Source organism: Microcoleus sp. D2_18a_D3, assembly GCF_036702455.1.
Lineage (GTDB): Bacteria > Cyanobacteriota > Cyanobacteriia > Cyanobacteriales > Microcoleaceae > Microcoleus.
In genome coordinates, this window is sequence record NZ_JAUBTK010000017.1 from 1 (window position 1) to 23,562 (window position 23,562).

Below are 23,562 nucleotides of genomic sequence, written 5' to 3' on the forward strand. Positions count from 1 at the left end.
TGGCTCATTACAACAGGCCCTAATCTTTTTCTGGCTTTAGTAATAGCTGCCTTGCAGGGAGTTTTCCAAAATTTACCCGTTTTCAACCAGACTTCATTAAGTCCATCAATCAGATTCTTTAGTACGTCGCGCATTGAGTCTTTTGACCATAAGCTCATTGCTACGATCAAACATACTACCAGTTGTGATGGTAGCGCACGATGCCGTTTTTCTCTTGCTTTTGTTTTCAGGATAGCCGCTTCTATTTCTGTTGATGGAATCGCTATCTCTATTGCTTTGAATATCTCGCTACTTTTGAGCTTGGGAGATTCTAATAATAATTTTTTGTACGGCATTATACTTGATTTATTTTTTTGTACATCATACCTAGTGTACCACTTGTTCGACCTTAAGTAAACCGTATTGGGTCAGGTTCGATAAGCCTGTCAAGAATATTCGGCAAGGTGAATTTGACGCTTCTGACCTGATGAAGCTCTAACTTACTCAACCTTTAAGCAACCCTTGACAGTTGCTTAAAGGTTGCTTAGACTGGTTGCAGAAGCAATTAAGCAACCATTAGGCAACTTATGAAAATTCCATCGGTGATGCAAGGATTGATAGAGACAGAGGACGGCAGAGTATTCGAGCTTGACTCCCCCAAGGGTGCGGCATGGTTGGACACCATCAGCTCTTTCAGGTATGAACCCACAGGAGACGGCAAGCCCTACACAGTCCGCAAAGAAGGTAAAAACGGTGAATACTGGTACGGTTGCAGAAAGATTGCAGGAAAAGTACGTAAAAAATACATAGGTAAAAGCTCAGAAGTCAGCGTGGCTATGCTTGAAGAGATTGCAGAAGCCTTGGAGGTTCCCTCGGAAACACGGGTTAAACAGGTTGCAGAACAGGTTGCAGAAGTCTCACGGGTTGCAGAACGGGTTGCAGAAAGTAGAGTAACAGCGTTAGAGTTGCAGGTAGCGACATTACTAAAAGCCGTTGAAGCGTTACAGGAAGCACTGCCGGGAAAGTCCGAGCCGGGTGATTCTCTAGAGTTGCCCAAAGTACATAACGAAGTTGTAGAACGGTTGCAGAATGAGTTAAGCAACCTAAAGACAGAAAATAAGACACTGAGAAAGCAGCTAGAACAATCGACACTCCAAATACACGGCTACCAAGATGCTGAAATAACCCTCAAAGAAAACTACAAAAGAGCCTTTGAAAAAGCCGATGTATGGAGCGCGCGACTGACTAAGTGTCAAGAATCGCTGGAAAGACAGACAAGGGATGCGGATAAGAGTCGTAGATTCTTTGTTGAGGAGCAGGCAGAGAAGGAAAAAATAAAAGCTGACTATGACGCGCTTCTAAAATCAAGCAGCCATATAAAAACCAAGCTAGAAAGCGAGGTACGGGAACTGCAATCAAAGCTCAAGCGAGAGGAAGTCGATCGGGAGGAAGTTGAAGCGAAACTCGTAGAACGGGAAGTTGAACTCTCCGACCTGAGACAAAAATCCAAAAATGATGCAGCCAGTAAAAATTTTCCCGATTTTCCAGAACCGGCCGACTTACTCAACCAGTTAAAAGCGCAGCGCAAAAAGTCGAGGGCGGACTTGGCTGATATTGAGGTGCTTCTGGGGTTACTTAGTTAGCTGACAGGGTGTTGTGAGGGAACCTTGGCTTACTACTGGAAGCGAGGCATTCTGCGGGGAAGGGCTGACTACGGTTTGACTACGGTCAAAAAAACCGTAGTCAAACCGTAGTCAGTTGATACTCACTTGATACTCAGTTTGGTCATTCCGTAGTCAAATCGTAGTCAATTTCTAGTCACTTGGAACCCTAATCCGGCCGTATTCTAGGCAATAAAAAACCTCAAACCGTTGATTTATCGTTGGTTTGAGGTTCTTATAGGCGCAAGCGGGCAGCGGGAATCGAACCCGCATAGTTAGCTTGGAAGGCTAAAGTTTTACCACTAAACTATGCCCGCACACAGAAACTAAATATACCACAAGTCTCTGGGGATTGCAATAGGCCTGTGCAAAATTTTTGAATACCTCCCCCACACAGGCTGAATCGGGACTTGCGGCCCGATCGCCCCCTCACCCCAAAAATCCCCGTCTCCAATGCTGGGTAAGGCTTTACGGATGGAAATAATCGTAAATTTGAGCAGCCAGACGCGGGCCAATCCCAGAAACTTCTGCCAACTGTTCGGGACTCGCTAAACGGAGATAGTCGATCGACCGAAAATGTGCTAACAATTGTTTTTGTCGGTGGTGTCCCAATCCAGGAATTTCATCAAGGCGCGATCGCTTCATTCTCTCGCTTCTGCGATCCCGGTGAAAACTCACAGCAAACCTGTGCGCCTCATCCCGCACCCGGCGCAATAATTGTACGCCCGGTTGCTCGGAATTAGTTGGCAGTGGCAAACATTCCCCCGGCAAAAATATCTCCTCTCGCTGCTTTGCCAAACTGACAACGCGCAACTCTTCTAGCAAATTCATTTCCCGCAAAACAGCCACAACTGCTGACAGTTGACCTTTGCCGCCATCTATCATAATTAAGTCTGGTTTGTCGGAAATAGTAGGAGAATCTGAGGATAAATTGCTGAGTTCTTTCTGTTCTTCTAAATCGCTAAATCCATCTTCCCTCTTCCCTCTTTCTTCTTCCTTCAACCCTCGGAATCGGCGAGCGATAACTTCTGCTAAACTAGCAAAATCATCAGAATGACCAGATTTAATTTCAGGATTTTTAATTTTGTAATGGCGGTAGTGTTGATTGGCCGGCAAACCGTCAATAAATACGACGCGAGAAGCTACGGCGTCCGAACCTTGAATGTGAGAAATATCGTAACCTTCAATGCGGCGAGGAACTTCGGGCAAATCGAGAATTTCGGCTAAATCTTCCATTGCTTGAGAATTGCGATCGCTCAATCTTTGCATTCTCGCCAATTCATACTCAGCATTGCGTTCCACCATCTCAATCAACTCAGCCTTAGTTTGCCGCTGCGGCGTCAAAATGGTAACTTTTCGCCCCTTACGGTTGCTCAACCAATCTGCTAATATTTCCGCTTCTGGCAATTCGTACTGCACAGAAATTTCGCTGGGAATTTCTACAGATTCGACATTTTGATAGTGTTCTTCCAACACCCGCTGCAAAATTGCTCCGGCCTCTACCCCCCCTTTCCAAGGAGAGGAGGAAAGAGAAAGTTGAGGTAACTCTTGCCCATCTTTTACCAGAGATTGAGATAACTCTTGCCCCCCGTTTGCAAGGGGGGGTTGGGAGGGTATTTCCGCCATAAATCCCAATCTTCCAACCAATTGACCAGCGCGAATTTGGAACAATTGAACGCAAGCGTGCTGGATGTCTGCCGCAAGTGCGATCGCATCTCTGGAAACCGTATCATCGGGCAAAGACACTTTTTGACCAGCACTCAAAGACTGCAAACCCTTAATTTGATCGCGAATGCGCGCGGCAGTTTCAAAGTTTAAATCTTCGGCTGCCTCTTCCATTTGGGGTTCTAAAATATCGAGTAATTCCTGAGTTCTTCCCTGGAAAATCATCGCTACTTTTTGGATGATTTTATGATATTCCTCCGGCGAAGTTAACCCTTGACAAACGCCAACGCAGCGCCCGATGTCGTAGTTCAGACAGGGACGGTCTTTAAATAGCGGTTGAGGGCGTTGCCGCAGCGGGAAAATCCGGTTAATTAAATGCAGCGTACTCCGCAGCGCCCCTGTATCGACGTAGGGGCCATAGTAGCGGTCTTTTGCACTACCTGCGCGGCGTTTGCGGGTGATAAAAATGCGCGGGTATTCCTCGGACCAAGTTATGCACAAATAAGGATATTTTTTATCATCTTTGAGGAGGACATTAAAGTAAGGTTGGTGCTGTTTTACGAGGTTTGCTTCTAATGCTAAAGCTTCCGCTTCTGTGTCGGTGGCGATGAATTCAATTTCGCGCACTTGCTGCACCATCATCGCGATGCGGGGACTGAGATTTTGGCTTTCGCGGAAGTAGGAACGGACGCGGTTTCGGAGTTTTTTTGATTTGCCGATGTAAAGGATGCGATCGCTCTCATCGCGCATTAAATATACACCAGGAACCGCCGGAATTTCTTTGAGGCGACTTTCTAGGCGTTCCGAGTCTTTAACTAACGGCAGAGTTTTTGTGGATGGCATTGCAAGCTATCTCAGCAAAATAGAGACTGATTGTACACTCTTTTATTTTACCTTAATTAGGTAGATTTTGACTGCTGCGACCGTCGCCAAACCCACCGATTAAACTGGAAAATCAGTTACAGTATCTGAGATAAAAACTTGCGGGTGCGTTCTTCCTTCGGGTTCTGAAAAAACTCTTCTGGTTGGGCTTCTTCCACTAAAACACCGCCATCCATCAATACAATGCGATCGGCGACTTCGCGCGCAAACCCGACTTCGTGAGTCACCACTACCATTGTAATTCCTGTTTGAGCCAAATTTCGCATTACATCTAAAACTTCCCGCACCATTTCCGGGTCTAATGCTGATGTCGGTTCATCAAACAGCATAATTTTAGGCTGCATGGCTAGAGAACGTGCAATAGCGACCCGCTGTTGCTGTCCTCCAGACAACTGTCCGGGATATTTTTTTGCTTGTTCCAAAATTCCCACTCTTTCTAACAATTGCATTGCAACTTCTTCGGCTTTTTTCTTGGGCCAGCGGCGCACCCATACTGGCGCTAGCATGACATTTTGCAAAACTGATAAGTGGGGAAACAGGTTGAACTGCTGAAACACCATTCCTACTTCGCGGCGAATTGTCTCGATGTTGCGTAAGTCGTGCGAAAGTTCGATTCCGTCGATCGTAATTTTACCTTGTTGGTATTCTTCTAATGCGTTGAATGTGCGAATAAACGTCGATTTTCCCGAACCAGAAGGCCCCATCACGACAACGACTTCACCTCGGTTTACGGTCATGCTGACACCTCGCAGTACGTGAAATTGTCCGTACCATTTGTGGACGTTTTCTGCTACGATTACTTGTTCTGCGATTGTGGGTTTAGTTTCCATATTTTTTTGTTTTTTAACCGCTGATGAACGCGGATGAACGCAGATTTTTTTATCTTTCGCCTACTCCTAATGTTCGCTCTATTTTGCGGCTGGCTAGGGACATTGAGTAGCAAAATATCCAATAAATGATGCCTACGAATATGTAAACTTCGGCGTACCTGCCAATATAGGATGGATTTGCTAAAACTGCGCGGGATATTCCGATTAATTCTAACATTCCGAATAGAGATAGCAAGGATGTATCCATGAATAATCCGATGAATTGACCGCCGATCGCAGGAATGACGATTCGCAGTGCTTGAGGCAGTACAATGAGAATTGTAAGCAGGGGTGTATTGAGTCCGATCGACCTCGCTGCTTCTATTTGTCCCCTGGGCACGGCCTGCAAGCCACCGCGCACGTTTTCCGCCAAATATGCCGCACTAAATAACGTTAATCCAGCAATGGCTCTAATCACTCTATCCAATTTCGGATATTCGGGTGGCAAAAAGAGTTGCAGCATCACTTGACCTAAAAACAAAATGCCAATTAATGGTAAACCGCGAATAATTTCAATGTATAGTGTTGATAACAGTCGTACAACTGGCAAAGAACTTTGTCTGCCGAGTGCTAGCAATACTCCCAAAGGAAAGGAAAGCACAATACTAATAACTGCTAAAAACAGCGTCAATACTAAACCGCCCCAATCATTTGTTGACACTTCGGTCAAACCCAACCCGCCTTTAATTAGCCACAAAATTATTGGGAAGGAAAGAACCCAAACTGCTGGCATCCAGTCCATGATTTTTGGGTTAATTTGCCTTCCGATGGCATAGCTGGCGGCGGCTGCGATAATAATTCCTAAGAGGTAGAGGCGAGAGGTTAGGTCGATCGGCGAAATGACCGCACCTACAACCGCAGCACCGAGTATAATTAGTAAAGGCGGATTCCAAAGACGTTCTTGCCGCTGAATGTTTCCCCAAGTTAATCCTCCCAACAAGGCAATTATCGCCGTTACTATCCACAGCCGCCAGTAAGAATCGCTGGGAAATCTGCCGGCAAAAAATAGTGGCAAGTTAGCTTCTAACACGCGCCATTGAGCTTTTGTTGTTGCCCAAACGATAATTCCTTTAATAGTTTGGAAGGCGATAATGAGGCAAACTACTGTCAGAATGCTGTTGTACCAGGTACTAAATAAATTTTTGCGCGCCCAATTCCAAGGGGTAGGCGATTCGGTGGCTGGGGGCGGAAGTACAGGTATTGTTTCCATTTTATTTGTTGGTTATTAATTATTAATTATTAATTGCACTGGCTAAAATACCTAAAATTTTCTTAACCTCTGTGAGGTAATACTCGGTCAAATCTATTTCAATTACTTGGTTTTTTAATTTGAGAAATTTCCAGGTAGTGCCGCTAGTGACAGCCCCATAAATCTCAGGGATCTCGTTCCCTTCACGTTCATTAAATATTCTAGCTGCCAACATTTGTGCTACGCACTGTCCCAATTCACTATTGAGATTTTCCGGTTTTGCTTCTACAATTATAATGACTGGTGCAACAACTAACAAAAGTCCTGATGAATTGCCAATCAGAAAATCGCAACTACCGTCTAAGCCTCTTTCGGAGTCAACATTAAAGTCTATACCGGAAAATAAGCTAATTCGATTTTGTAATTGTTCTCTAAGTTCAATTAAAATTGGTGCTGTAATCATTTCAGCGCGAGATTTCTGGGTATTACTTGCCAGACCTAACGGTACACTGCGCTTGAGAGTTTCTGCTAGTAGTTGGCTGCATTCTAAGTTGGGTTCTTTGCCAAACAAATCGGCGACTTCCGAATAGTTTAATTCAAATGTTTGGACTGCGCCCTCTAAACTAAAATCACTGTACGCCATTTTTCTATTTCCTTTGATCGCAGTTGTAAAATTTCCAACATTAACTCTTTACCTTTCCTTGATTTGTACGGTTTTATTGTACCAATTCATGAACAGAGAAACTATCAAACTAATTGTTAGATATGTTACCATGATAATTAACATTGCTTCGATCGCCCTACCGGTCTGATTCAACGTCGGAGAGCCCACCACAAAATAAACGTCGGGATAAGCAACCGCAACCGCTAAACTCGAATTCTTAGCTAAATTCAGATACTGACTGGTTAAAGGCGGCACAATCACCCGCAAAGCTTGCGGCAAAATTACCATCCGCATCATGGTTCCAGACTTCAACCCCAAAGACTTTCCCGCTTCCCACTGGCCTTTCGATACTGACTGAATTCCGGCCCGCACAATTTCTGCAATGTAACTGCCAGTATACAAGCTGAGTCCTGTCACCAAGGCGGCAAATTCAGGAGTTAATTTTAATCCTCCTTCGAGTTGCAATTCTGGTGTCAGGCGGGGGAAATCTAGCCGAAAAGGCAGATTTTTGGTGATAATAAAAGCTAAGATTGCACTCAGCCCGATCGCACCTAGAGCCCAAAACAACTGTCTTCCCGGCTTAGCTTCTTCCAACATCACCCGTGCCCGCCACATCCACAGCCCCGCCGCCGCCAAAACTCCGATAGTTAGCAAAATCACCCAAATCTCAAAACCCGGCAAAGCCACAGGCCAAGGTACAGCAATGCCGCGATTTGTCAAGTAAATCGGCCCCCTCATCTGCTGATTGTCTTCGAGTTTTGGCAGGGAAATGAAAACTGCAAAATACCAGAAAAATAATTGCAGCAATAACGGCGTATTTCGCAAAATTTCTACGTACAAACCAGCCAAATTCCGCAGCAGCCAATTGTCGGAAAGGCGCGAAATCCCTACCGTCAAACCCGCAACAGTTGCGAAAATAATGCCGATACCCATCACCCGCAGCGAGTTGATTAAACCGACAAAATAAGCTTGTCTATAACTGTTGGCGGGACTGTAGGGGATTACACTTTCACCAATGTCAAAAGATGCTTGGGAATTGAGGAAATCAAATCCAAATGCAATTCCCAGTTGCGAGTAATTGGCACTGAGATTGTCCCAGAAAATGGCAATAACAACTATTACTAAAATTAGGGCGATCGCCTGTCCGGCAATTTTCCAGAAGCGATCGTCCCGCAGCAGTTTTGATATATCTTTAAATTTGGGCAATTTCTGCGATTTGCCCGGTTGAGGTTCTGGATTCATAACTGTTTAATGTAGAGCACACTATACCGGGACTTAGGCACTAATACCAAAGAAACCGGGTTTTTAAATCGGTAAAGGGGTAAACGTGTATTTGCGTAAAAAACCCGGTTTCTCAGAAGAAGTTCGTGTAAGTCCTGATGAAATTAGCGGAACGGCGGCGAGTAAAGCAAACCGCCATCTTTCCAGAGTCTGTTTTGACCCCGTTCTAACTTGAGTGTACTTTTGGGGCCGAGGTTGCGATCGTACATTTCTCCGTAATTCCCGACTTTCTTCACAACGCGGACTACGTAGTCGTTCGGGAGTCCGAAACCTTTACCTAAATCTCCTTCTGTTCCTAGCAAACGTTTGACGTTTGGGTCTGTAGTGCTTGCCACAATTTGGTCTACATTTCCTGAATTAATTCCCAAATCTTCAGCTTCAATCGCCGCAAAAACGATCCATCTCACCGCGTCAGCCCATTTAGGATCGCCGCTTTTCACCGCTGGGGCTAAGGGTTCTTTTGACATCACGATCGGCAAAACAACATTATTTTCGGGATTCGGCAGAGTTGTCCGCTTCGAGACTAGCTGCGATCGATCGGCAGTAACACCTTGACAGCGACCTTCTTGATAAGTAGCAAAGGTAGAATTCACATCTTCAAACACGACAGGAGTGTATTTAACTCCTATTTTTCGCATTTGGTCAGACAAATTTTGTTCGGTGCTCGTACCTGTCTGCACGCAGATAGATTTGCCCGCAAAATCTTTTAAACTTTTGATGCCACTATCTTTTTTGACCATGATGCTTTGAGAGTCATAAAAGATCACCGGGGCAAATTCCAGTCCGGTAGTGCTGTCGCGACTCGCGGTGTAGGTGGTATTTCGGCTGAGAATGTCGATTTCTCCGGCCTGCAAAACTGTAAATCTATCTTTGGCGTTGAGTTTTCGGTACTCGACTTTTTCGGGGTCGTCAAATATTGCCGCCGCGACAGCCCTGCACACATCCACATCCAGTCCCGAATATTTGCCCTTTTCGTCTACAAAGCTAAAACCCGGCAGTTCGCCACTGACGCCACAAATCAGTTTGCCGCGACTGACAATTGTATCTATCCGGCTGGAACCTTGTTGCGAGTTGCCGCCTGCAGTAGTTGTTGCTGTTGTTTGTCCGGTTTGTGCCGATCGATCCCTACAAGACGCCAACGGTGTCACAAACAACACACTTGCTAGTAGCAGAAAACCCCATTTACGCATAGATTTTAGTAGAACGCTTTCCTGACAATCCTACCTTGTAGCTGTCGAGAACTGTGGCGATCGGCGATCTACACAGCCTCCGGTTTCAAATTAGCCGTTCTGCCGCCGGTGCTGCACAGCGGCAAGTGCCCCGACTAACCGCCTGTTTTTTTTTGAGCAAGCTGCGAGCCCAGAGTTAGAAACCCGGTTTCTGGCTGGATATCTGGTCGTCAAACCTAAGATTTATCCCTGAAACCCGGTTTCTTTTCTGCTATTTCTGCCCAGCGCGAGCGATCGTCGCCTTTCCCTGGAATATTTATCCGATTTTGATTGAATTGGCTCACATTAGCTCTGGTGCTAGGCGCTGCTCAGCTAAATCGCGGATTAGGCACAGCCGAGACTGGATGTATTCGTCCAATAAATCTGCTTCTTTGCCATTAAGCGCAGAGTTGGTCTTTAACTGTTTCAGCAGCCACTGTACCAGGGTGGCATCGTCTAAATTGACTAACAGAGTAGCTTGGGTGGTCTCAATTAATGACCAGAGTTGGCGTAACATGACTGGAGTCATAAAACCTCGTTGAGCGTAAATACGCACTTAATGGGCGGGGATAGGGAAAAGCAGGTCTTGGTGTCTCAAGCCGATAGACGAAAAGCACCCTCATATCCATCGGCTTAATGATTATTTTATATTTGACCACAATAACTTAAGACAGTAGTGTCACAAGTTACAACACACAAGATGTTATAAGAGTTCCCAATTCCTTCACATTGAGATAAACATCTTGATAAAACATTAAAAATCTTTACACGCGCTCGCTTGCGGGGGCTGCCAAGATCCGTGCGCGATCGGGCCCGATGGCCCGGTTCCAAAGAAAATTGATTGACTACTCAGTAGCCACAAACTTTTGAACCCTCGCCAGAATTATTTCTAATTCAGCGATGATTTTTGTAGCCCCCTCCAAATCATTTGAGTCGGCCAGACTTTGAAGCTGATCTGCCAGATCGGGCATTAACCGCACCGCCGCCGTAGCGCTGACACCTTTAATTTGATGAGCGTGGCGGGCGAGTGTCTCCATATCTCCCGAGGCGATCGCCTCCTTAGCAGCTTCTAAATAACTAGCAGTATCCACCACAAAAGCTTGCAGTATTTCCCGCTCAAACTCTAAATCAGCGCCCGAAATTTCGTGCAAACGTGCCATATCGACTACCGATTCGATATCGGGCTCAGAGTTTGGAAGTTCCTCGCCATTAAACTTGGGAGTTTCAATTTTTAGCTTGGTCGACCAATTTTCTAGTACCGATTTTAACTTTTCGATCGCAATAGGTTTGCTAATATAATCGTCCATGCCCGCCGCCAGACACTTTTCCCGATCGCCCTTCAAAGCATTCGCCGTCATCGCAATCACCACCGTCTTTTGATGTGGCTCCATCTTCCCAGCAGCAGCATCTGCCGCTTCCCGGCGGCGCAATTCCCGCGTTGCTTCGTAACCGTCCAAAACCGGCATCTGACAGTCCATTAACACAATGTCATACTTTTTCAGAGCAACCATAGATAGCGCCTCTGCACCGTTATTGGCGACATCTGCCGCGCATCCCAAAACTCTGAGTTGATTGAGACCAACTTTTTGATTGATTGGAGTATCTTCAACTAACAAAATCTTTAAACTTGCTAACTCCCGGTTGTCAATAGCTGAGGCTCGATTGGGCGTTGAATTTGCCAGAGGCTCATCAATCGGCGTCATTGGGGCGATCGCATTCGCCAAGCAATCAAATAGTCGGTGAGCTTTCACAGGTTTAGTTAAATACCCGCTAAAACCGCTATCTACCAAGCGTTTCGCCTCTGCAAGCTGAGTCAGTGAAGTCAGCACCACCCAATGCGTCTGCTGCATTGCAGGCTCAGAAATCCTCAAGCGTTCGAGACTTCCGGCCACCATTTCCGGCAACTGAATATCAACCAAAACGATATCGTAAGGGGAATTAAGGCTGACAGCTTTGTACAGAGATGCGATCGTCATCCAACCGTTTTCAACCTCCTCAACCTCCATTCCCCACACAACAGCCATTCTCACTAACACTTTTCGCACTGTCGGCTTGTCGCTGGCAATTAACATTTTTCGCCCCGCCAGCACCGTTTCCAAATTCACTTCGCACGCTGCCCCGACAGCAGTTAAATTTTCCTTAACTGTCGGCACAGTAAACCAAAAAGTCGAGCCTTGGCCAGGGGTACTTTCCACACCGATTTGCCCACCCATCAACTCCACCAACTCCTTAGAAATAGCCAGCCCCAAACCTGTGCCACCATATTTTCTTGTCGTAGAGGCATCAACTTGAGTAAAAGATTGAAACAGCTTTTTTTTGTCTTCGGGAGCAATCCCAATACCTGTATCTGTGACTTTAAACAGCAGGAGCATCGACTCATTGTTTTCTATTCTTGACGGTTCGATATTCTCTAAAATTTTCTGATTGTCGCTGGCTGCCAATAACCCAGGATCACTAGCATTAGCCACCTCAATTACCACTTCTCCTGCTTCGGTAAACTTAATAGCATTGTTGATCAAATTAGTGAGTATTTGCCGCAACCGTGCTGCATCACCTTTAATTTGCAGCGGCAACTCGTTGTCAATCAGTGCCACCACTTCTATACCTTTTTCTTGTGCTGGATTTGCCAACAAATCCAGCACTTCATCCAGACAGATACTGAGGTTAAATTCTAGTGTTTCTAAGCGCATTTCTCCTGCTTCCAGTTTGGAGAGATCCAAAATATCATTAATGATGGAGAGTAAATTTTGACCGCTGAGTTTCAGCGTCTGTACAAAGTCAAGCTGTTCTGAAGTAAGATTCGTTTTCAGCAGCAAATCAGTCATCCCCATTACTCCATTCATCGGAGTACGGATTTCGTGACTCATATTTGCTAAAAATAGCGACTTCATTCGAGACGCTTCTAGGGCTGCTTCTCGGGCCTGCTGCGCTTGTTCAAAAAGAGTAGATTGCTGAATGGCGATCGCCAACTGCACGCTCAACCTTCCCAGCAAATCCATCTCAGAATCAGTCCAAACACGCGGAGATCTGCACTGATGGGCAATCAGCAATCCCCACAACCGATTTTGACTCGTTTCCAAACTCCTTCCCGGCGGCTCAATTCGAGTTTCCGGCGAATATTCTGTTGCCAACTCCTGACTTTCATCGCCTATAAAAATTGGTACAACTAAATTAGCCCTTACCTGCAAACTAGCAAGTAAATCTCGGTGTTCATCGCTCAAATTTGCCGTATAAATATCTGCCATTGATTGAATTGTTCCTGCACTGTACAGCCATACATAGCTTTCCCCAAAGGAGGTTCTTTGAACTTTTCTTCCCAGCAGGGGCATCCAATCATCCCCTACTGATTCCACAATAACAACCGCTGTTTCCTCGGAATCAAAATGATAAATTACCGTGCGGTCAGTTGCCAGTAACTGCCGGACTTCTTGTACTGCTGTACTCAGAGTTTGAGTGAGGTTGAGAGACTGCCGGACTCGCTGGGCGATCGCCGAAACCAGCCGTTCTTGTTCTGCTTGTTCCTGCAGCATTCTCTCAGCTTGCTTGCGTTCGGTGACATCGCGAATTACCGCAGCAAAGCACAGCGGTTCGCGGGTTTGAGGGTGCTTGACCAGAAAAGCATTCATCACAACATCAATGCGTCTTCCGCTGTGCAAGTGCTGCATTTGACCTTCTCCTTGCCACTGGCCCTGGTTGCTAATTGTTGGCAAAATCTCTTGACTGAATTTGTGTTTAAAAGTTGGGCCGATATACTCCCATATCTCGGTATTAAGCACTTCCGAAAGATTCTCTACACCCACCATTTTCCGTCCGGCTTCGTTGACAAAGAGCGTTTGGCCTTTTAGAGTAGCCATACCGATAAAATCGCTGCTGTTTTCAATCAGCGACACAAATTTTTGCCGTTCTTCTTCTCCTTTTTTCCGTTCGGTAATGTCGCGCTTGACGCAGACATGACAAATTACATCGTCGGCGTTGTTAATCACAGAGTATGCCGCAACGTCGATCGCCAGCGTTTGACCTTTTTTAGTGCAGTTAGTAATTTCGCCCCGAAAACTTCCTGTTTTCGCTAAACTTTGGGCAATTGCCGAAAAGCGCTCCCCTGCAACCAGCGGCGACGCTTCTGCTTCTAATTCCGCGTCTGTGTATCCTAGAAGCGTTTGGTGAGCGCGATTTTGTTCGAGGAAAAACCCGTCAGCATCGATAATGACGATCGCATCATTGGAGTTTAAAAATATTTCTCGGTAAAGCTTTAGTTTTTCCTCAGCTCGCTTGCGTTCAGTGATGTCTCTTTTGACACTTACGTAACAAACTACATCCCCAGCATCATTGAGAACCGCAAAAGCCGAAACCTCCACCTCAACTGTTCCTTCTTGCACAGCCTTAATACAGGTCATTTCGCCTCGGTAACTCCCTGTTTCTCCCAAGCTTTGCATTACCGAGGCAAATGCCTGTTCTCCCATGTGAGTTGCAGGCGTTTTTCCCCACAATTTTGACGCGCTGTTACCCAGCAAAGCCGTGTGAGCTTGATTTGTTTCTAAGTAATAGCCTTGGGGGTCTAAGATCGCGACCGCATCGTTGGATTTCAAAAAGATTTGTTGATAAAGTTGCAACTTCAGTTCAGCTTGTTTCCGGGCGCTAATATCCGTGAACAAGCCGTAGTAAACTATCTCACCTGATGCTTGAAATTCTGGCTGGGAAGCTCCTTGCACCCATTTAAGTTTTCCCGACGGAGTGACAATTCTTCCTTCCCACCGCCAAGGCTGCAAATTTTCCGCAGAAAGCATCACTGAGTTGAGAAAATCATCTCGATCTTCGGGATGAATCATGTCAACAATTACATTAAAATCCTGCTGAGCAGCCTCTGGTTCTATTTCATACAATTCTCGGCAGCCCGCGCTCACAAACGAGAAAGCCATTGAGCCGTCTGGATGCAACTCAATTTGATATACCGTACCCGGTACGCTAGCAGTAATTTTTTGCAGTTTGGCTTGGCTTTGATTCCTGGCTTCATCTGTGGCCTGCAATTGACCAATCTCCCTAGAAAAACCCAAAACCCCAAATATATTACCCTCTGCATCGCACAGTGGCACTTTTTGCGTGTCAAAGATGTGCTGTTTGCCACCTTCAAAGAGGAGCGCCTGGTAGGGATTGCGAACCCTCTCCCCAGCCAGCACAGCTCGATCTTCCTCGCGGATGCCCCTAATTTGTCCGTTGCGATCGCCAAATACTAATTCGCCTGACAACCCTAATTCAATATCATCTTTGCCGATAATTTCCTCAACATTTTTCCCCAAATATTCAGCAAAACTTTGATTTACAAAAATGTATCTAAAGTTTCTATCTTTCGCAAAAACTCTGTCCGGGGCCTCGTCCATTACAGCCCGCAACAATAGTTCTTGACTTTCCGAATCCAGAGCAAAATTATTTTTTAGTTTATCCTTGACACTGGTCGTTTTAGCTGCTAATATATTTAACTGTTTTGCACAAAATTGAGCGACAGTGTGGAGCAAACAAAGGTGTTCCAAATTAAAAGCAGTAGCCTGCTCTGCACCAATGAAAAATACTCCCAACAATTCTTCACTTTCATCCGGGTTGGCTGGTGCCATTAAGACAGACTGAAACTCAGCAATTGGTGGCGGAGCGATGTTGTGCGCCCAGTCCCGATTGCCGGCGAGCCATTCAGCGCGAGCTGCCTGCAAGCGCCCTTCAATTTCGGCTCTGGCGCTAGCAGTTAAGGGCTGTAAGTGTTGCAGATAGAGTCGATCGTCCGGTAGCGTCAAAATGGCGATCGCCGCGCCAGGAATCAGGCGATCGAGATGTGCCAAACACGCAGACCAAATTTCATCAGCACTGAGAGCGGCTTGAACTTTTGCAGTAAGTTCGTTGAGAACTTGCAGTTCCAAGGTACGCTGGCGGACTGTTGCTTTGAGGCTGGCGGCTAGGATTTGCATAGTGCTCACCACGCTGGTTTGCTTATATTATAATAATTATTGATTTTCAAATTTTTGTAAACAATCATCTTAAAATATATCCGACGAAAAGACAACGGTTTTATATTTAAATTACCTTCACTCGCTAAAAAACCAAGGCGCGATCGGGAGCAAAGAGACACTGCTCAATGCAAGCTCTCGCTCCCGCTGCGACAGACACTTAAGCTCACACCCAAACACAGATGCAAGCTCGGATTTCCGCGATCGAACTCAACAAATTTTAGACCAAAGTTCAAACCCTCAAATTCATGTGTTGAGTCAATCAAAAATCGAAAATCGAAAATCGATGGACGGTGAAACTACCCCATTAAAATCACGTTATCGATTACATGGATGACGCCGTTATCAGCTTCGATATCCGCAGCGACAACTGTAGCATTTTTCACCTCAAAACCGTCAGAACAATCAATTTTAATCGGCGAACCTTCCAAGGAAGTAACAAAACCGAGTTTTGCCAAATCAGCTTTCATAAACTTGCCGGAGACGACGTGAAACATCAAAATCCTAGTCAGTTGGGGAACGTTCTGCACTAGGGTTGTGATAGTTCCCGGCGGCAATTTCGCAAAAGCATCGTCATTGGGTGCAAAGACAGTAAAAGGGCCCGGACTTTTGAGCGCGTCTACTAAATTAGCTACTTGCACGGCTGTTACGAGGGTTTGGAACGAACCCGCACCTACGGCAATATCAACAATATCAGGCATTGTGTTTTACCTCATCTGGGAAAAAACTTCTATTAAGTATCGTAAACTGAGGCGGGCAACAATACCTACTGTCTTTTTTGAAAAATTGGTAATTCTTTTGTAGTGAGGAGTTCAATCCTCAGATTTTTGATGAGGACTTCCGTCCTCACTACAAACCTCATAATATAGGACTTACATATGGGGGCCCAGAAACCGGTTTTTTTACGAAAAGACGCGTTAAAACCCGCAGATTAGGTAAAAAACCTGCGGGTTGAGCGAAGTCGAAACCCTGTTTCGAGGAGTCGGAGTGCCTAAGTCCTGTAATAGTTATTTTACCCGATATAATATTACTAACGCCTTGGCAATTTAACCGCGCGGGGGTTTACATTTGGTACAATACTCTTAGTTTCGTGACGGCGTTCGCCGCTGATAGCAACAGCTTCTGCGGTACTGCTGGCGATTGTGATACCCCCAACCTCTGTTTCTAAATCTGCTACTTCAGCATTTAGGTTTTCTCCCTTGTGAATGCTAAAACTGCCGTACAAAATTGAAATTTCAAAAATGTCTGTAGTAATCACCGCAGGCTTGCGGTGTTCGGACTCGCCCAATGAAATTCCGAAGAATTCAGCTTCCGGTTCGCCAACGGCCTCTTCATCGTGTACAGTCCAACTGATATCGCGACAGTCTTTGAATGCCAGGATATAAGGCAATCTTTCTTCTGGATTGTAGACGCATTCAATTAATACTTCGTTTCCCCATAAAGATACGTTGACTTTTGTGATTAAAGATGTAAAGCCCCCCAATCCAAGCAAGTTATAGTCATCCTTCCAATCACTCATTTAATTTTTCTCCCGTATTGTGAGTACCTGGAATTAAATTACCAAATTCGTCTTTCGTCCGCAATAAATTACCATCTCTATCGAGACGCAAACCTTTGTTGATATTTCTTCCATCAGAGCCATATTTCGGTGCAGGCGTTCTAATCACTTCACCGTTAGGACGGATCATTACTGTTGACTTATCAAAAAATTTATATGCAACATAACCATCTCTAGTAGTTCTGATTTCTGCACCCAATCCGCCCAAAAAGTCATCGACTTCTTGGCGAGTCATCCCGGTTAAGTCTCCAAACTCAGATGCAATTCCATTTCCTCCAACTCCCTGACTCGGCACGCAAGTCTCCTCACCAACCCTTGCATCTTCGAGTTTAGCACAGTTGGAGAATCGGAAAAAGGAAGTTCGGCAACGGATTCGCTTTCTGAGGCTGTAACGGATGTAACGGATGTAACGGATGGAAGGAAGAAGGAAGAAGGAAGAAGGAAGAAGGAAGAAGGAAAAAGGAAGAATCATTCCTCAAACTCGCCATGCCCAATGCTTTTCGGCCCAATTTTCAATTCCCAAAACAAATAGGGGGTGCCTTGCGCCCCCCTACTAATTAACTAAAACTAACTAAAGTAGGAAACAATTATTAGCCGCCGATTTGCACTTTCACCACGCGGTTCTTTTCTGCTTCCGCTTTGGGCAAATTCAGGTGCAAAACTCCATTTTTGTACTCAGCTTGTACGCTGTCATTTTGAATCCGTGCCGGTAGGGGAATCACCCGGCGGAACGAACCGTAGCGGAACTCCGAGCGAGTCATGCCTTTATCTTCACTCTTAGTTTCGTGACGGCGTTCGCCGCTGATAGCAACAGCTTCTGCGGTTACTTGTACGTCAAAATCCTTAGCTTCCATGCCCGGAATTTCTAATTTAAGGTGGATGGCTTCGGGAGTTTCTTCGAGTTCGGCGGGGGGTAGAAAAGCAGAACCGTTAGATCCGCGATCAGTTGCCGGAGTCAAGCTATCAAACAACCGATTCATTTCTCGTTGCAAGGAGTCCATTTCCCGCAAAGGTTCCCAACGAATAAGTGCCATAACTAATACCTCGACTATCTGAAGTTTTTAGGGTTGAGGAACACTTGACTCAACCTGTATTTAATATATTCCAGCTCCAGAAATAGGGGGATTCGGTTTTCCGCAAAAATGCCGATCGCATTACCGAACATTTGCCACCAATAATGTTGAGTGAATCGGTTGGAGAGTTGAGATTTGAGCTTGGCTCCACAGATGAATCTGGAAGTTTGACCAAGAGTCTAAAATTTCAAGTATCCGTTTTTGGGCGAAGTCAGCAGATTTGAGGTTGGAGAGTTGAAATTTGAGATTGACTCCACACCTGACAGGGGAAATTTTAACTTTGGTCTAAAATTTTTTGCTCTCCACCACTCCTGTCTGCTAGCAACTATCCCTTTGTGGGCGAATTCATTGCAGGTGCCGCTATTCGAGCGCATCGGAACCCAACAATTTGAGATTTTAGATTTAATTTAGAATTCCCAACCTAAAATCTCAAATTCCACATATAACGAAACAAAATTAACTCCACCGCGAATGCTGATAAGAAGCATAGGTATCAAACAAAGCACCCACCAAACCAAAAGTTAGACCAATGACGAAAAAGCCCTGGAGGGGACAGCCGCTGCCGAAAGTAGCTAAGAACTGCAAAATCAGGTCTTCTCCAGAACGACCAACTCCTTGGAGAGCAGGCACGAAGCCGATCAGCGAAAAGCTAGTCAATCCCGCACCGATTAACAATACGGGGGCGACAAAGCTCAACAGGCTGGTCAGCAGTACAGAGCGAAGAAAATTGGGAAAAATGCTCATAAGAGTCAGTAAATTCAGCTAAACTGCCGAAAGGTGCAAGCAAACAAAACTTGTCCTTTTCTACGATAGGCAGCGATCGCCCTCAGTGGTCGGTTCTGTCAGAAATCTTAAATGTTATAGAAAAAACTTGTTTAAGATTTGTAGATAGATTTCATTTTTGGCAGTTGTTCTACACTCGAAATCCCCTTGAGTACCACTACATCTTCGAGCCTCAGTTTGTGGAGTCAGCGGTTGCTGGCAGCAGCTTTATTGGGCGGCCAAGTCATGCTGCACTTGCTGAGGGGCAAAATTCACCGCCGCAACACCATCGACCAAATGGCAGCAGTCGGCCCGGAATCTCTGCTGATTGCTTTGCTGACTGCGGGTTTTGTCGGCATGGTATTTACTATTCAGGTAGCGAGGGAATTTATTAACCTCGGTGCCGGCAATGTCGTCGGTGGCGTTTTGGCTTTGTCTTTGACTCGCGAACTCGGCCCCGTCTTAACAGCCGTCATCGTGACGGGACGGGTAGGTTCGGCTTTTGCAGCGGAAATCGGCACGATGCAGGTAACAGAACAGATAGATGCCCTGCTGATGCTCAGAACAGACCCGATCGACTATTTAGTCATTCCCCGCGTCCTTGCTTGCTGCTTGATGCTGCCAATTTTAACCATCATGTGTCTCGTCACCGGCATCGTCGGCGGACTGCTGATTGCTACAACGATGTACGGCATCTCTCAAAGCGTGTTTTTAGAATCAGTCCGCAATTTCCTAAGTCTGTGGGATATTTGCAGCGCGGCAATTAAGGCTTTTGTATTCGGTGGCTTGATTGCTGTAATCGGCACTAGCTGGGGTTTGACCACCACCGGCGGGGCAAAAGGCGTCGGCCAATCGACTACTACGGCGGTGGTGACGGCTTTACTGGCTATTTTTATTGTGAACTTTTTCCTGACTTGGCTGATGTTTCAGGGGACGGGCTCTAGCGTACTCAAAGGCCTGTAAGCTAGGAAACGGATAAAATATGAATAATTGGCAACATTCGTTTACTACCCTTGATTTAAACCCGTGACTACAACTGCCTCTTCGACTGCGCCGACAAATACGATCGAACTCGCTCCGAGTTATGCGATTCCCCTAGTCCTGGTACTGGCGGCCCTACCGCTGCTGTTCGTGCAGAAGTGGGTGAGTTTGCCACTTTCTGTGTTCGGCTTGTTTCTGATGTACCAAGCCGCCACCATCCGGCTACAATTTACCCCAACCGATTTGGACATTTATCGATCGTCCAACTTAATCCGCCGCTTTCCTTACCGAGAATGGCAAAATTGGCGGATATTTTGGCCCGCAGTGCCGATTTTGTTCTATTTCAAAGAAATTAACAGCATTCACTTTCTGCCGGTTCTGTTCGATCGTAAAATGCTACAGACCTGCTTAGAACAGCGCTGTCCCCGTCAAGACTAAAAAAGTTGTTAATTTTTAATTTTTAACTTTTCCGTGCCCACGCCGAACAAAATTTCCCATGAATTCAGACGAATCTCCAACCCAAGAACCGCAACCACAACCAGCCGCGCCCGGTGACGGCGAAGTCGATTTACCCGTGAATGAGACGGAGTACCAAGTTCTATCTCAAACACGAGATTTGTGGATAGACGAAAATGAACTGCCAGCCCAACTCCCGGCAGAAACAGACCCGCCGCTGGACGAGGAAGATGCCGAAATCGCCCAATTCGTGGACGAAGCAGGCGCAATCGCCCAAATTCCGCCCAACACTGACGATGGCGAATCAGAAAGTCCGATCGCTCAAATCGAGCTTCCCACAGACTCCCAGCCAACAGCAACCGCAGAAACGGTAACGCACATCCCAGAAAATGTTACCGAACAGTTGGCAGAGCGAGTCAAAGAATTGCAGCAGCAAGAACAAAATTTGACTGAAAAAATTGCCGCCTTGGAAGCCGAAAAAGCCAATGCTATAGAAGCGTTGGGCTCCGCTCAAGCATCGATCGGGCGTTTGGTACAAGACGGTTTGATCCAACTAGATCAGCGCAAACAAGCGCTACAAATCGAAGTAGAAAAACTCGAACGCCGGCGCGATCGAATTCAAAAGGAAATGCGAACCACTTTTGCCGGCGTTTCCCAAGATTTAGCAATTCGAGTCCAGGGTTTCAAAGACTATTTAGTAGGCAGTTTGCAGGATTTGGCCGCTACCGCCGAACTCTTAGATTTGACACCACCGATGCAAGAGACACCCAAGCAAATTGCTGCTGAGGAGTCTCCATCCTCAGCACCAGTAAATCCCAAATTTGCCGAACAGGGATTTCAAGAACAAGCCAAACAAATTCGCCGCACTCTCGATCAATACCGCACTGTCCCCGACTACTACGGCCCGCCTTGGCAACTCCGCCGCACTTTTGAACCCATCCACGCGGAACGAGTTTCTAACTGGTTTTTCACTCAAGGAGGAAGGGGTGCTTTGCGGACTATGGGTTCGCGCTTGCAAAATATCTTGATTACTTCGACAATTATTTCTGTACTCAGAAGCGTCTACGGCGGACGGGTGCGGACTTTGGTGCTCGCCAACAGTCCCGAACGCTTGGGAGAGTGGCGCCGGGGTTTGCAGGACTGTTTGGGCATTACTCGCAGCGATTTTGGCCCGGAAAGGGGGATTATTATGTTTGAGTCTGCGGAAGCTTTGGCTCAAAAAGCCGATCGACTGGTGAAAGATGGCAAATTGCCACTAATTGTCATTGATGAAACTGAGGATTTAATTAGTTTGTCAATCCTGCAATTTCCGTTATGGCTGGCATTTGCTGCCGATCCGCAAACTTTGACGACTGCTAAGGATTTTTGAGCAAGTCCGGGCGAATATAATTCGCTACTATACAAACTTTCGTCCGCCTGCGGGGACTGAAGAAACTCAGAGGGAAATTGACCGGAATTGGTTGTTCCTTCTTCTTCCTTCTTCCTTCTTCCTTCTGCCTTCTGCCTTCTGCTGTACACGAAATCTCAAATTAAAAAATGGCTAGCTGGATAATTTTAAATGGCGCATTGCTAATAGCAGCTTATCTGCTGGGCTCGATTCCGACTGGGTACGCCTTGGGGAAATGGATGCTAGGAATTGATATTCGAGAGGTTGGTTCGGGTTCGACGGGTGCGACTAACGTACTGAGGACTTTGGGGAAGTGGCCGGGGTTGGGGGTGTTGTTGGTTGATGTGTTGAAGGGGGTAAGTGCGATCGTCCTAATCCGCTACATTTACTCTCTCACTTTTAGCAGCCAGCTAGCAACCGCCGCAGGTTTAGAAAATATTGAAACAGTCATCCCTTGGATGGCAACTTTGGCGGGTTTCTCTGCTGTTTTGGGCCACAGCAAATCAATCTGGCTGGGGTTTACCGGTGGCAAATCTGTGGCTACGAGTTTGGGAGTTTTGCTTGGTTTGTACTGGCCAGTTGGTTTGGGAACTTTCGGAATTTTCGGGATAGTATTTGCGGTATCGCGAATTGTCTCTTTAAGTTCTATTATCGGGGCAATTAGCGTTGCTGGATTGATGTTTGTTTTACATCAGCCGCTGGCTTATGTATTGTTTGGAATTGCGGGCGGTGTGTTTGTAATTGTGCGGCACCGGAGCAATATTCAGCGCCTTTTGAACGGTACTGAACCGAGGATTGGAGAGAAATTGGAAACAGCAAGTAGCGATTGATCTGTAGTATTGTTGTACCGCTGGTTGCAGATTACTATTTCTATGTCCAATCTTCGATTTAAGTTTTTGCTGGAGGCATGGCAGCGTATTATACAGCTCAGAATCCCTGAACAGGGATAATACTCCCTTGAATCTCAGCCACTCTTACATTTGCTACAAACCCTACTATGTCAAATATCGGACGGCAAAAGTGGCAGGTTTAAAGTGCGATTGAACTCGTTTCTGACTGTTTCTGTGCGTTATTCCTGACTTATTTACCTAATTCTTGAGAACGCAAACAAGCTGCTTTCACTGCTTCGATTAGCGCAGAACGAAAGCCGCTACTCTCTAATTTAGCAATTCCCGCAATAGTTGTACCGCCGGGACTCGTAACTTGATCTTTCAATTGTGCCGGGTGCATTCCCGTTTCTTGCATTAGCTTCGCCGTACCGAATACAGTTTGCAAAGCTAATTGAGAGGCGATCGCCCGTGGCAGTCCAGCACAGACTCCGCCATCTGTCAAGGCCTCTATCAAAATTGCTACATAACCAGGCCCGGAACCCGAAAGCCCTGTCACCGCATCCAGCATACTCTCAGGTACTTCTACCACTTCTCCCACGGCCTGAAAGATGCGCTTTACCAATTCTAAATCAGTCGGTTGCACGAGTTTTCCCGGAGCGATCGCGCTCATTCCCGCTCCTACCGTGGCCGGAGTATTCGGCATCACACGCAGCACTCCCCGCCCCGGAAAGGCTGGTTCGAGCTTGCTCAGTGGCACTCCTGCCAAAATCGACACTACCAGCGCTTCTGGCTGGGAATCAGCCGTTTCTCCATTATTTCCCTGTTTGCGATCGGCCGCCACGGCCAACTCCAAAGCTACCGTATCAAACACTTGCGGTTTAATCGCCAAAAACAGCACTTCTGTAGCGGCAGCAACTTCTAGATTGCTGGCTGTTGTTCCAATTCCGTAGGTTTCCGTCAAAAATTGGCGACGTTGAAATTGTGGGTCACTCACCAATATTTCAGAAGGCAAATAAACTTTTTGTGCAATTAAGCGGGATAAGAGAGCTTCTCCCATTACCCCACCGCCGATCGTACCAAATTTTATGTTAGTCATTAGTCAGTTATTAGTTAGTTGTTATTAGTTA

20 protein-coding genes and 1 tRNA gene are annotated in these 23,562 nt (G+C 46.1%); 5 read left to right on the plus strand and 16 right to left on the minus strand.

Annotation, left to right across the window (positions count from 1 at the left end):
* Nucleotides 1–335, minus strand: a 335-nt coding sequence (locus tag QUB06_RS10435; RefSeq protein WP_333435227.1) for a transposase domain-containing protein, incomplete at its 3' end; no start/stop codon positions are given.
* A gap of 231 nt (nt 336–566) precedes the next feature.
* Between QUB06_RS10435 and QUB06_RS10440 the strand changes: the two genes are divergently transcribed.
* Nucleotides 567–1,622: a hypothetical protein gene (locus QUB06_RS10440; RefSeq protein ID WP_333435228.1), complete on the plus strand. Its 1,056-nt coding sequence runs from the start codon at nt 567–569 to the stop codon at nt 1,620–1,622.
* A gap of 264 nt (nt 1,623–1,886) precedes the next feature.
* On the opposite strand, the gene QUB06_RS10445 is transcribed toward QUB06_RS10440, so the two are convergent.
* The 14 genes from QUB06_RS10445 to QUB06_RS10510 form a co-directional block, all read right to left on the minus strand.
* Nucleotides 1,887–1,957, minus strand: a tRNA-Gly gene (locus tag QUB06_RS10445).
* A gap of 151 nt (nt 1,958–2,108) precedes the next feature.
* Nucleotides 2,109–4,148: an excinuclease ABC subunit UvrC gene (gene uvrC / locus QUB06_RS10450; RefSeq protein WP_333435229.1), complete on the minus strand. Its 2,040-nt coding sequence runs from the start codon at nt 4,146–4,148 to the stop codon at nt 2,109–2,111.
* Nucleotides 4,149–4,264: 116 nt separating this feature from the next.
* The gene (locus QUB06_RS10455; RefSeq protein WP_333435230.1) at nt 4,265–5,017 is read right to left on the minus strand and encodes an amino acid ABC transporter ATP-binding protein; all 753 of its coding nucleotides are present in this window, start codon (nt 5,015–5,017) and stop codon (nt 4,265–4,267) included.
* Between the two features lie 49 nt (nt 5,018–5,066).
* On the minus strand, nt 5,067–6,266 hold the full coding sequence (locus tag QUB06_RS10460; protein ID WP_333435231.1) for an amino acid ABC transporter permease: 1,200 nt from the start codon (nt 6,264–6,266) through the stop codon (nt 5,067–5,069).
* Between the two features lie 22 nt (nt 6,267–6,288).
* Complete coding sequence (locus tag QUB06_RS10465) at nt 6,289–6,888, minus strand: hypothetical protein (RefSeq protein ID WP_333435232.1); 600 nt, start codon at nt 6,886–6,888, stop codon at nt 6,289–6,291.
* 48 nt (nt 6,889–6,936) lie between these two features.
* Nucleotides 6,937–8,151 (minus strand): ABC transporter permease subunit, encoded by a 1,215-nt coding sequence (locus tag QUB06_RS10470; RefSeq protein WP_333435233.1) that lies wholly within the window; start codon nt 8,149–8,151, stop codon nt 6,937–6,939.
* Between the two features lie 143 nt (nt 8,152–8,294).
* Nucleotides 8,295–9,380, minus strand: a complete 1,086-nt coding sequence (locus QUB06_RS10475) for an amino acid ABC transporter substrate-binding protein (protein WP_333435234.1) — start codon at nt 9,378–9,380, stop codon at nt 8,295–8,297.
* A 319-nt stretch (nt 9,381–9,699) separates the two neighbouring features.
* A complete protein-coding gene (locus QUB06_RS10480; protein ID WP_333103901.1) occupies nt 9,700–9,927 on the minus strand; it encodes a hypothetical protein in 228 nt (75 codons plus the stop codon).
* A gap of 316 nt (nt 9,928–10,243) precedes the next feature.
* Nucleotides 10,244–15,349: a PAS domain S-box protein gene (locus QUB06_RS10485; protein ID WP_333435235.1), complete on the minus strand. Its 5,106-nt coding sequence runs from the start codon at nt 15,347–15,349 to the stop codon at nt 10,244–10,246.
* Nucleotides 15,350–15,687: 338 nt separating this feature from the next.
* Entirely contained in the window at nt 15,688–16,089 is a 402-nt protein-coding gene (locus tag QUB06_RS10490; protein ID WP_015178455.1) for a fasciclin domain-containing protein, read from the minus strand.
* 329 nt (nt 16,090–16,418) lie between these two features.
* A complete protein-coding gene (locus QUB06_RS10495; protein WP_333435236.1) occupies nt 16,419–16,907 on the minus strand; it encodes a hypothetical protein in 489 nt (162 codons plus the stop codon).
* Nucleotides 16,900–17,418, minus strand: coding sequence for a hypothetical protein (locus QUB06_RS10500; protein WP_333435237.1), 519 nt, complete (start codon nt 17,416–17,418; stop codon nt 16,900–16,902). Before QUB06_RS10500 ends, QUB06_RS10495 begins: the two co-directional genes overlap by 8 nt.
* 118 nt (nt 17,419–17,536) lie before the next feature.
* Nucleotides 17,537–17,980: an Hsp20/alpha crystallin family protein gene (locus QUB06_RS10505; RefSeq protein WP_333435238.1), complete on the minus strand. Its 444-nt coding sequence runs from the start codon at nt 17,978–17,980 to the stop codon at nt 17,537–17,539.
* 495 nt (nt 17,981–18,475) lie between these two features.
* The gene (locus QUB06_RS10510; RefSeq protein WP_333403435.1) at nt 18,476–18,763 is read right to left on the minus strand and encodes a hypothetical protein; all 288 of its coding nucleotides are present in this window, start codon (nt 18,761–18,763) and stop codon (nt 18,476–18,478) included.
* A 186-nt stretch (nt 18,764–18,949) separates the two neighbouring features.
* Here QUB06_RS10510 and QUB06_RS10515 point away from each other — a divergent pair, with 186 nt between their 5' ends.
* From QUB06_RS10515 to plsY, 4 genes are all read left to right on the plus strand, one after another.
* A complete protein-coding gene (locus QUB06_RS10515) occupies nt 18,950–19,744 on the plus strand; it encodes an MlaE family lipid ABC transporter permease subunit (protein ID WP_333435239.1) in 795 nt (264 codons plus the stop codon).
* A 63-nt stretch (nt 19,745–19,807) separates the two neighbouring features.
* Nucleotides 19,808–20,200 carry a DUF3119 family protein gene (locus QUB06_RS10520; protein WP_333435240.1) on the plus strand — a complete coding sequence of 131 codons (393 nt, stop codon included), beginning with the start codon at nt 19,808–19,810 and terminating at the stop codon, nt 20,198–20,200.
* 58 nt (nt 20,201–20,258) lie between these two features.
* Nucleotides 20,259–21,587, plus strand: coding sequence for a DUF3086 domain-containing protein (locus QUB06_RS10525; RefSeq protein ID WP_333435241.1), 1,329 nt, complete (start codon nt 20,259–20,261; stop codon nt 21,585–21,587).
* A gap of 167 nt (nt 21,588–21,754) precedes the next feature.
* A complete protein-coding gene (plsY, locus tag QUB06_RS10530) occupies nt 21,755–22,435 on the plus strand; it encodes a glycerol-3-phosphate 1-O-acyltransferase PlsY (RefSeq protein ID WP_333435242.1) in 681 nt (226 codons plus the stop codon).
* 250 nt (nt 22,436–22,685) lie between these two features.
* Here plsY and proC read toward each other — a convergent pair whose 3' ends face one another.
* Nucleotides 22,686–23,531: a pyrroline-5-carboxylate reductase gene (gene proC / locus QUB06_RS10535; RefSeq protein WP_333435243.1), complete on the minus strand. Its 846-nt coding sequence runs from the start codon at nt 23,529–23,531 to the stop codon at nt 22,686–22,688.
* Nucleotides 23,532–23,562 lie beyond the last annotated feature (31 nt).

Excerpts from the sequence above, each read along its gene's own strand:
- QUB06_RS10510 (WP_333403435.1), bottom strand. The coding sequence starts at position 18,763 with ATGAGCATTTTTCCCAATTTTCTTCGCTCTGTACTGCTGACCAGCCTG.
- QUB06_RS10440 (WP_333435228.1), top strand. The coding sequence starts at position 567 with ATGAAAATTCCATCGGTGATGCAAGGATTGATAGAGACAGAGGACGGC.
- proC (WP_333435243.1), bottom strand. The coding sequence starts at position 23,531 with ATGACTAACATAAAATTTGGTACGATCGGCGGTGGGGTAATGGGAGAA.
- QUB06_RS10490 (WP_015178455.1), bottom strand. The coding sequence starts at position 16,089 with ATGCCTGATATTGTTGATATTGCCGTAGGTGCGGGTTCGTTCCAAACC.
- uvrC (WP_333435229.1), bottom strand. The coding sequence starts at position 4,148 with ATGCCATCCACAAAAACTCTGCCGTTAGTTAAAGACTCGGAACGCCTA.
- QUB06_RS10460 (WP_333435231.1), bottom strand. The coding sequence starts at position 6,266 with ATGGAAACAATACCTGTACTTCCGCCCCCAGCCACCGAATCGCCTACC.
- QUB06_RS10525 (WP_333435241.1), top strand. The coding sequence starts at position 20,259 with ATGAATTCAGACGAATCTCCAACCCAAGAACCGCAACCACAACCAGCC.
- plsY (WP_333435242.1), top strand. The coding sequence starts at position 21,755 with ATGGCTAGCTGGATAATTTTAAATGGCGCATTGCTAATAGCAGCTTAT.
- QUB06_RS10475 (WP_333435234.1), bottom strand. The coding sequence starts at position 9,380 with ATGCGTAAATGGGGTTTTCTGCTACTAGCAAGTGTGTTGTTTGTGACA.
- QUB06_RS10480 (WP_333103901.1), bottom strand. The coding sequence starts at position 9,927 with ATGACTCCAGTCATGTTACGCCAACTCTGGTCATTAATTGAGACCACC.
- QUB06_RS10495 (WP_333435236.1), bottom strand. The coding sequence starts at position 16,907 with ATGAGTGATTGGAAGGATGACTATAACTTGCTTGGATTGGGGGGCTTT.
- QUB06_RS10485 (WP_333435235.1), bottom strand. The coding sequence starts at position 15,349 with ATGCAAATCCTAGCCGCCAGCCTCAAAGCAACAGTCCGCCAGCGTACC.
- QUB06_RS10505 (WP_333435238.1), bottom strand. The coding sequence starts at position 17,980 with ATGGCACTTATTCGTTGGGAACCTTTGCGGGAAATGGACTCCTTGCAA.
- QUB06_RS10470 (WP_333435233.1), bottom strand. The coding sequence starts at position 8,151 with ATGAATCCAGAACCTCAACCGGGCAAATCGCAGAAATTGCCCAAATTT.
- QUB06_RS10465 (WP_333435232.1), bottom strand. The coding sequence starts at position 6,888 with ATGGCGTACAGTGATTTTAGTTTAGAGGGCGCAGTCCAAACATTTGAA.
- QUB06_RS10455 (WP_333435230.1), bottom strand. The coding sequence starts at position 5,017 with ATGGAAACTAAACCCACAATCGCAGAACAAGTAATCGTAGCAGAAAAC.
- QUB06_RS10500 (WP_333435237.1), bottom strand. The coding sequence starts at position 17,418 with ATGATTCTTCCTTTTTCCTTCTTCCTTCTTCCTTCTTCCTTCTTCCTT.